The 9,374-nt window shown below is 32.3% G+C and carries 5 protein-coding genes and 2 pseudogenes; 4 read left to right on the forward strand and 3 right to left on the reverse strand.

The window, feature by feature from the left end:
• Positions 1-68 precede the first annotated feature (68 nt).
• A complete protein-coding gene (locus tag PI85_RS13920; protein WP_052323527.1) occupies positions 69-4,559 on the forward strand; it encodes a protein NO VEIN domain-containing protein in 4,491 nt (1,496 codons plus the stop codon).
• A gap of 252 nt (positions 4,560-4,811) precedes the next feature.
• On the opposite strand, the gene PI85_RS25230 is transcribed toward PI85_RS13920, so the two are convergent.
• Positions 4,812-5,009: a transposase domain-containing protein gene (locus tag PI85_RS25230; RefSeq protein ID WP_369794262.1), complete on the reverse strand. Its 198-nt coding sequence runs from the start codon at positions 5,007-5,009 to the stop codon at positions 4,812-4,814.
• A pseudogene (locus tag PI85_RS25235) lies at positions 5,001-5,153 on the reverse strand (transposase); the annotation flags it as partial. The pseudogene PI85_RS25235 and the gene PI85_RS25230, both read right to left, overlap by 9 nt.
• Positions 5,154-5,176: 23 nt before the next feature.
• On the opposite strand from PI85_RS25235, the pseudogene PI85_RS24880 reads away from it, so the two are divergent.
• Positions 5,177-5,489, forward strand: a pseudogene (locus PI85_RS24880) (transcriptional regulator); the annotation flags it as partial.
• Positions 5,490-6,074: 585 nt separating this feature from the next.
• On the opposite strand, the gene PI85_RS24885 reads toward PI85_RS24880, so the two are convergent.
• A complete protein-coding gene (locus tag PI85_RS24885; RefSeq protein ID WP_235318487.1) occupies positions 6,075-6,233 on the reverse strand; it encodes a DNA/RNA helicase domain-containing protein in 159 nt (52 codons plus the stop codon).
• A gap of 613 nt (positions 6,234-6,846) precedes the next feature.
• Here PI85_RS24885 and PI85_RS13940 point away from each other — a divergent pair.
• Complete coding sequence (locus tag PI85_RS13940; RefSeq protein WP_082011579.1) at positions 6,847-8,235, forward strand: reverse transcriptase domain-containing protein; 1,389 nt, start codon at positions 6,847-6,849, stop codon at positions 8,233-8,235.
• Between the two features lie 20 nt (positions 8,236-8,255).
• Complete coding sequence (locus PI85_RS13945) at positions 8,256-9,095, forward strand: GIY-YIG nuclease family protein (protein ID WP_036120110.1); 840 nt, start codon at positions 8,256-8,258, stop codon at positions 9,093-9,095.
• The last annotated feature ends 279 nt before the right edge of the window (positions 9,096-9,374 follow it).

Genomic DNA, 9,374 nt, shown 5'->3' on the forward strand with positions numbered 1-9,374 from the left:
AACAGATATTGTATATGATGTAAGATATAGAGAATAGGCTGTAGAACGGATTAAGGAGGTACTTTAAAGTGAGTAATTGGAAGACGATTGATGATTTAAGAGCTATTTTTATTGAGAAATATACAGATTCAAAATTGAACAATGAATTAGAAAAAGCTTGTAGCGAAGAGTTTGAGCTAATGCGAGATTATAACGGTAGACAAATTTTGGAGCTTTTGCAAAACGTTGATGATGCATATGGGGAACTAAAAAAGCTTGGAAATATTCATCATAATGAGGGTGTAGAAGTTCAAGTAACATTTAAAAATCAAATTTTAGAAGTTGGAAATACAGGTACAACTTTTACAAAAGAAACGATCGAGCGATTATGTCTTGGTAGAGCAAGCAATAAATCTAGTCAAAATATCGGAAATAAAGGAACGGGTTTTCGATCTTTATTAAATAATGCAGAATGGGTTGAGTTATATTCAGGGGAATTTGCCATTCGATTTAGTGAAGCATTTTCAAAAAGCTGTTTTAATCAGTTTCGTCATAATGAACTTTTGGCCAAACAGCTTTTATCATGGAAAAAGGAATACCATTTATGCTTTCCAATTATGAATTGCCCCGAGCAAATTGAGCCTATTGAAACAAATTTTGATACACTAATTCGAATAAAACTTAAAGACCATAGCACCCAAAATGAAAATAGTATAAGTCACCAGCTAGAGCAGCCGTTTTATAAATCACTTCTATTTTTACCAAACATAAGCAAAATTTTAATAACTGTCGATGGAGTGCAGCGAATAGCTGAAAAAATAGGTACTTCTAATGATGTCATTATTCAACAAACTGTTAATCGTATAATTGAACATAAAATGCATTATTTTGTGGCAAATAAAGTAGTCCAAATCGGAAACAAAGACGCAATGCTTGCGATTGCTGTGCCAAAAAATAAAGATTATGATTTTAAAAAAGAGAAGCTATATTGCTATTTTCCAATTCGAGAGTTTCCAACACCAATTAATGCTTTAATTCATGCTCCTTTTATGACGAACAGTTCGCGGGATAATATATCGAATGATAGTGAAGGTGTAAATAAACGAATATTTAAGCACGTTCTCCACTTTATTAAAGAAATTGCAGAACAATTAGCGCAACCTGAATACGGGGATTTAGCACTTGATTTTGTTATACCAAAAAGTGAGCATCGTTTATGGATGGGTGAGCTGTTTGATTTATATGACGACTATTTACAACTTTTAAGTGAAGCGAAAATTTTGCCAACAATTAATGGAGAATTTTTATCAATAAAAGAAAATCCGAAAATAGTAAGTAACTTGCCTAAAGAATTTAAAGGTAGGCATTTTAAAGCACTACTAAACATTACGGCAGCCGACCATTTTGAGTTAATAAACGAATTAGCAGCGTTCATTGACTATACGGAAATCGAATACACGCCTGAGCAACTAGTCGATAAAATAAATGCGATAAAAGTCGATTGGGATCTTGCTACAATTATAAAGATTTTTTTATGGTGGAGTAGGCATTATGCAAATGCAGATTTTATGCCTGAGCTTTTACTAGATACAAGAAATAACTACATTCAAAAAAACTACAAAGTATTTTTACCAACTGATGGGGGGGTATCTTACTTACCAAATGAATTACATTGGGTAAAGCTTTGTATACTACAACAATCGTACGTGGAAGAGCTTATTCATCAAATAAAAGCGAACTTTCTAGAGGAATGGCGTAACATCAATGAAAAATTTACGGCGGGCAAAGCAGGTGATAAACGATTACTAGCTGCCTATAGTGCATTATACTTAGCTATCGAATTTACCGAACAAAGTAGCTCGGATTTAATTATAGGAACAATTAACCGCCAAATTGATACCGTAGAAAAAGCGAGATCATTTATTAATTGGTTTTTTGAAAAATATGAAAATAAACTGCAAAGCGGTAGTGAGCTTTCAAAACTTTCGTATAATTTACCAGATGTTCATGGCGTAATTAAACCTGCCAATAAACTGTTTTTGGGGGAACATTATGGACATCAGCTTGGTGAAAAAATATTTAATAACAATACATATACGGCCTTAATGGAGCCGGCAAAGCTTTACAATGGTTATGATGTTGAAAAATTTAAAAACTTTATTGAAAAATGTGGTGTTTTAAAGTATCCCTTAATTGTTATGGGGGAACCATCTAAATGCAAACAATTCAATGATTTTTTAAAGCAAAAATATACAAAGGAAATTGATTTCAATATTAACTATATAAAAGTGAAAAAAATTGATCACTTTGAAAATGTTTTAAACGAATTAACAACTTCTGAAATTGTTGAATGGGTTAATCTTGATGAAAACTTACTCGAGTTGCTTCATTCTGTCAGAAGAGAATCAAATGTCAGTCAGCAATCAAACTGGACGGGATTTAATTTTAATTCTAATGAGTATTTAATTTACCTTCTTAATACAACACCTTGGATTCAGTTGGATGGCCATAAATTCACGCCACAGCAAATCGTAATGTACGATAAGTTAAAGGGACATATACCTTCTTTATACGGTATTAGCACACAGGAATTAACTGAAATCGTCGGTGACACATTGATTAAACTGCTGGATTTTAAGGAATCAATGGGGCAGTTAAAAGATGTGGAAATTAAGCAAATTTTATTGCAATTACCGAAACTCGATAAAGGTGAGATTAGTCGTAAACTATATACGGAAATAATTAAATACAAAAGGGATCTATTGCCAACATACAGCTTAGATGATATACAGGTGCTTGCGAATGATGGGAAATTTTATTTGAACAAATATGTTAAATATGCAGATAGAAAATTGCCGAAAATTTTAGAAAAAGAAAATCATTTTATTTATATACCTGTAAAACAAAGTATTACAACAATAAAAAATTGGTTAAGTGTCGAGCGTTTTAATGTTCAGTTTAAGCTTAATAATTGTGAAAAAAAGGAAAATAGTATCGGAAATTTCATTCAAGAAATAAATGATATAAAAGTGGCGATTCTATCAACAATAGATTTAAACAAAACGAATGTCGATAAAATAAAAAGAATGCATATTATTGTATGTGATGAAGTAATCGTAAAAGATATCGAACGAAATAATCAATTAATATCATTAGAAGATTATTATTTTGTAGAGGAAAACAGGGATTTTTACTTAAAATCACCAAATGATATTCAAACTATCGAACAATTACGGCTAGCTGACGGATTTGCAAGTGCTATTGTTGAAATGTTTAAGCAGTTATTAACACTCGAGATTGACATCAACTTAGTAGAATTGCTTATTTCAAAAGATACACCACGTAAACGAGAAAGAGTAGCTGAAATATACGGTATAGATAGATGGAATGAAGCATACGAATTGCTTTTCATGGAAAATGCGATAACAAAAATAGTGGTAAAGTATTTTTCGGATTTAGGTGCTAGTGAAAATATCATTAGTAAATTAAACAATATTGATTTTACGTATATTAAAAAAGACGAAGAAATGGATTGTATTATTAAAGCGCTAATGGTAATTGGAAAGGATATTGAAGATGTAAATGAACTATCCGAGTTAATTCGAATCGATATTAGAGAATATTGGTTTAGAAAAGTAAAGGACTATATTGAGAAAACGTTCGAACAATATTGTAATAAACTATTTAGTAAACTTGATGGAGAAGGTGATGAAATAAAACAAAATAATTATTTAGATGAGTTATATACATATAAAGAGTTTTACATTGCATTAAATGACATCCCAAATAAAGTTTCTTTTAATTTTATAAAAGAAATTGAATATAGATTCCCTATTCTAATTGAAGATGTAGTTGAACAAGATGTAAAAGTAGTTTATAAGTCGAACTATGAAATGATGAACCCCGAAAATCTTTTTGCAGATGAAATTGCAGTAAACTCTAAAGTTCAAATAATGATTTATTTTAAGCGAACAAATAAATTTAAATGTTGGCTAAAAGATATGGATCAAAAATTGAAACAATCTGAAATGAATAATGGAAATGACATTTATAAAAAATATAAAAATGTCATACCTCAAAAGGTAGATATTACTTATCGTAACAATCATTCAACTTCAACAACTGCAAAAAAGGGTAAATTTAATGTTTTCACAAAAAGTGGAGAGGAAAAAATTAATAACGCTAAAAAAATTGCAGGTAATAAAGGTGAGCAGCTAATATATAACTTACTATGCGAACAATATGGTAAAGAAAATGTGGTGCCAAAGTCTGAGGCATTTGTAGATTTAGGAATTTTAAAGCCAGGTCAAGCAACCTCTGGACAATATGATTTAAGTTACAAAGATAAAGATGGAAACCAGCATTTTGTTGAGGTGAAAACGAGCACAAATAATTTTTTTATTTTGACACCTGGAGAATTAAAATTTGCCAAACAACATCCAAATAGTTTTAAGCTTTATTTAGTGACAGGTTTAGATAGTGAAATTCCAACCTACATGGAATTACCATCTCGTTTTTGGGAACAACCATCAAAATTTAAATTGAGCGAAATTGTTTCAAAAATTGAAGTTGAATTTTAATGTGGAATCTAAAATCAATTTTGACAGTACACAATAAATAAAAGAATGTAGTAAATTGCGTGAATGATAGCAAACAATTAATAAAAGTAAAGATAAACTATTAGCTTTTAAGTAATCCAAATATAAGTCCGTATTATTCTCCATTGTTACCGCTGTAACATGTGTATACAGTAAGCCGAAATACAAAAATAAGCGCACCTTCTGGTACGCACGATGAATGGCCAGCTATCTGAGTTTTTTTCAGATAGCTGGCTATTTTGAACATGTGGCTTGGATATTCTTCGACCAAGGCATGTAATCTTGTAAAATTTCTGGCTGTTGTTGAATCGGTAAATTTGGTAGCTCCGTTAATAGCTTCACAAGGTACTGATAGAAATCAATGCCGTTTGTTTTGGCTGTTTCTGCTAAACTCAAACAGATGGCATTTGCTTTAACACCAGCTTCACTCACAGAAAAAAGCCAGTTCTTGCGACCAATCACATTTGGGCGAATCGCATTTTCAGCTGGATTATTATCCATCTCAATTCGGCAATCGAACAGAAAAGCTTTTAATCCATGTATACGATTTAATGTGTATTCGGCAGCTCTAGCTAAGGCATTTTTATATACGAAATATTTTTCATGTCACTAACCCAGATGCTTACATTGATTTGAAAAAGAAATGGACTACCTCACTTCAAGTACTAGGATATAGGGCAGCTAATTTAGGTATTATTGAATCTAAAAGTCATAGGAATTTTTATGCAGCTCTCCATAGAAAAGGTTATTTGCAAAGCGAGCCTTTAGATGAATTATTACCACTTCAAAAAACCAATGAAGGTAAAATCAATAATTGACCTTGTATCAAAAAAAAGGATTATTGATATGCGCCAGATGATTGAGAATGATTGGAAGGTTGAGGTTTCCTTTTTCCATCGGCTTACAGGAATAGGAATTTATCGAAAAATTACTCCTGATAAAAATGGGTAATTGTTGCGGATTAATCCTATATTCCTAGTCAATGTTTGATAACATGTTACATTGTGATTGTTATCAATTGGGCCATGGCTTTTATTTACTATTCAGAATGGTTACATTTATAACTTTGGAAAGCAAGAATGCTAATAAAAAGCATTCTTGCTTTTAATATCCACCGAGTAGAGACAGAAGTAGTGGTTAGGTGCAAGTAATATGGTATTAAAGGATGTTGATTTTGTAATAAGAAAAATAATGCTGAGTAAGTTAGCGCTAGCACAATTATAGATGAAAAAGCTGCTTGATTTGTTCGAGCAGCTTTTTGTTATGAATGCAACTTATTTATATTTGGATTTTTTTCAGTATGCATTTGGTTAGAATTCTGTACAGCTGCATTTGAAGCTTAGTTAAGAGATTTTAATAATGTCCCTCCGAAAAATTATAGTACCGGCATTTTTAATTCATGAAATGAACAAATCCCAGGTACCTTTTAATATTGGCTTATCAGGAACATAAATAATCGTCGCATCACAGCCACGTGTTAGAAGCATTCGATAGGCATTAAGTTTTTATTTGTTGTGGATTTTTAGCACCAGTTTTAGTGTAGTTGCACTGCCATTGTCCGTTATGCCAGTATAAATCTTCATCCCAATGTACGATTGCTGTATCTAACTCAAGACCTTGTGTTTGAAATTCAGTTGCAACATAGCCGATGAACAAGGTAAAATCACTCAAAAAGAATATTTAGAATTAATGTGCTATGAACAACCAGAATATTATCAAAAGTTTATGAGAGCATTTAATCATTGGGATGAAATGGGTGAAGATGAATTTGAGCAAATAATGAATGATTTATTTCCGCAAGAGAACTAATTGAAGAACAAATTGATCCTATGTATTAAATATCTTTATACAGAATATATGTTATTAACTGTAGTTCATTTTAATGGGCTACGGTATTTTTGTCTCAATGATAGTCTAGATGCTTGGAAACTTTATTTAGTATAAAATAGATCTATAGTTATATATGATTTACAAAATTTAATATTTTATTTATAATATAACTGTCTCCAAAATTGGTTGTGAGAGCAATTAGTTTCGAAGTTTAGCAAGTTTCTTAACGTTAATAAACTCGCTAAACCACCAGATGTTGAGAACCAACGCTATTAAACTCGGATCTTCGACATTGAATAAACTAATCACAGTTATAATTACCTCCTTATGGTAAGTGTAACATTCGTTTTAAGAAGTCTCTGAAAAGGGATTAGTGGTCAAAGGGCTATTTATCCATCTGGACGAACCCCGCCAAATTATGCTAGGAGGTTGATCTGTAATGAACAGAAGTAATGGACCACGAGGATTACATGGCCTCTCTAGCTCTTCTAAAATTAAATGGTCAAAATATAGGCCGAAGAAGTATCTTCATTTTGATAAACGAATAGATTTAAAACATAATGAGCATATGAAAGCTAACATCCAAGATCCAAATTGGGTAGCTTCATATGCTTTTTTGCCGTCCATCCATTTTAAAATTCAGTTTAAAAAATACATAACATTAAAAAATGAAAATGGTGAAAAGATCAAGAAGAAGGACAAGAAAATACGGGAAATATACTATGCTGCTCACAAGGACGGTTTTATTTATAAGTATTATGGAGACTTATTGAATTATGCATATAACGATTATGTGTCTGAAAAGGGCATTGATAATATAGCCGTTGCTTACCGTAATAATAAGAGCGGTAAAAATAATATTGATTTTGCTTATGAAGTGTTTGATTTCCTTTTAAAACAAAACCAGGCAATAGTTATAGCTTTAGATTTTACAAGCTTTTTCGACAATATAGATCACAAATCTCTAAAGCAAAAAATAAAGCGTGTCTTAGATGTGGAAGAGTTGCCGAAAGATTGGTACAAAATTTATAGAAATATCACGTGTTATTCATATGTAGAGAGGGATGACCTTGAAGAATTTTTACTTGATAAGTACGGTAAAAAGAAACTGAAAAAGATTCGATCTCGATTGCTTCAAATTATGGAACCAGCTGAATTTAGGCAGTTTAAACAAGGGAAAGTTCAAGTAAATAAGAAGTCGTTTGGCATACCTCAAGGTTCTGGTATGAGTGCTGTTTGCTCTAATGTGCATTTGATCGATTTTGATAAAGAAGTGCTTGAATGGGCCAAGCAAAAGCATCCGGACGCTTTATATAGAAGGTATTGTGATGATCTTATACTGGTTATTCCGACAACTAACGCTACTGTGGGACTACTTGAAGAGTGGAAGAATGAATTGATGATTCAAATTGGCCGCTATAAAGATGATGGCCTGATCATTCAAGAGAAGAAGACAGAGCTACGCTTATTTAGAGAGAAGATAATTTATAATGAGAAGATGGAAATTAGTCCATTAGATTATTTGGGCTTCGTTATAGATAAAAATATTATTAGAATTCGCGAGAAAAGTTTATTCAAGTATTATTCCCGCGCATATAAGAAAGCTAAAACGAGTAAACGAATAGCTTATGCTACGAGTCGACCAGGTCCTAAAAGAAAACTATATGATTTATATACGCATCTGGGTAATAAATATTTGGGATACGGTAATTTTAATGCTTATGCAAAAAAAGCTCATATATTGATGAAAGAATTACCTTTTAAATCGCATATCAAAAAGCAACTAAAAAGGCATTGGCGAAAGATACATAAAAGGTTAAGCGATTAGTACAAAAAGGAGAGAAAAGATTGACTTTCGGTAAAACAATCAAAACGTTTTTAATAGATGGAGAACCAAGTGGCCGTTTAACTTGTGAACTTTCAAATTGGACAGGCTTAGCGTATAGAATTCCTCGTACAGAGGTAAAAAAATGCGCGGATCGGCCTAATTTAAATTCTACAGGTGTTTACATGCTATTTGGTCGCAATAATGATGATAAAAAAGCGGTATACATAGGTGAAGCAGAGGAAGTATATAAGCGTTTACAGGACCATCTCCGAGAAAAAGATTTCTGGAACGAAGTGATCGTATTCATTAATAAAGATGAAAACTTAAATAAGGCTCATATTAAATACATTGAAAATAAGTTATATGAAAAAGCCAAAGCAACAAATCGTTATATTCTAATGAATGGAAATATCCCACCAATGCCTTCTATATCAGAACCAGATCGCGCGGAAATGGATGAATACATTAGTAATCTTAGGATGATGGTGAATACGCTTGGACATAAGTTATTTGAAGAAATCAAGGATAGTTCAGAAATCAATGAGAATGATATTTTCTATATCGAGGCTGCTCGTGGTGCAAAAGCAAAGGGAATTCAAACTCAGGAAGGTTTTGTTCTATTAAAGGGATCAAAAATTGCTACTGATTATGTAAATTCCTACGGAGAGCGTTCAATTGCGAAGCGAAATGAACTAATCCTGTTAGAAAAAGTGGCGGTTATAAATAATGAGTTTGTTGTGATGGAGGACTTATTGTTTTCAAGTCCATCCGCAGCAGCTGATATTGTTATGGGGCGAAGTGCGAATGGATTAACTGCGTGGAAGGATAGGTATGGTAGGACGTTGAAAGAACTGGTTTAATTACTTGATATTTGGTGTCGATCTGAAGGATGAACTTTATCAAATGAGACAAACGTAATCGCAATGAAAAGGAGAAAACGATTGCCTTGTAGGTGTCTTATAAATGAGATGAAGTAATGTGTAATGACTAACAGGCAACTTTAAATTCTTCCTTACATTGGCAGCCTGTACGCAGTTCATTTGAAATGCTAACAGACGCAAACAATCCAATGCACGCGCTGTGGTGTGAGAGGGCGAAGATTAATTACTACTTCCTTCTCGTTAAGCAATTACAAATTA

This window comes from Lysinibacillus sp. A1 (genome assembly GCF_000801965.1).
GTDB classification, from domain to species: Bacteria; Bacillota; Bacilli; order Bacillales_A; family Planococcaceae; genus Lysinibacillus; species Lysinibacillus fusiformis.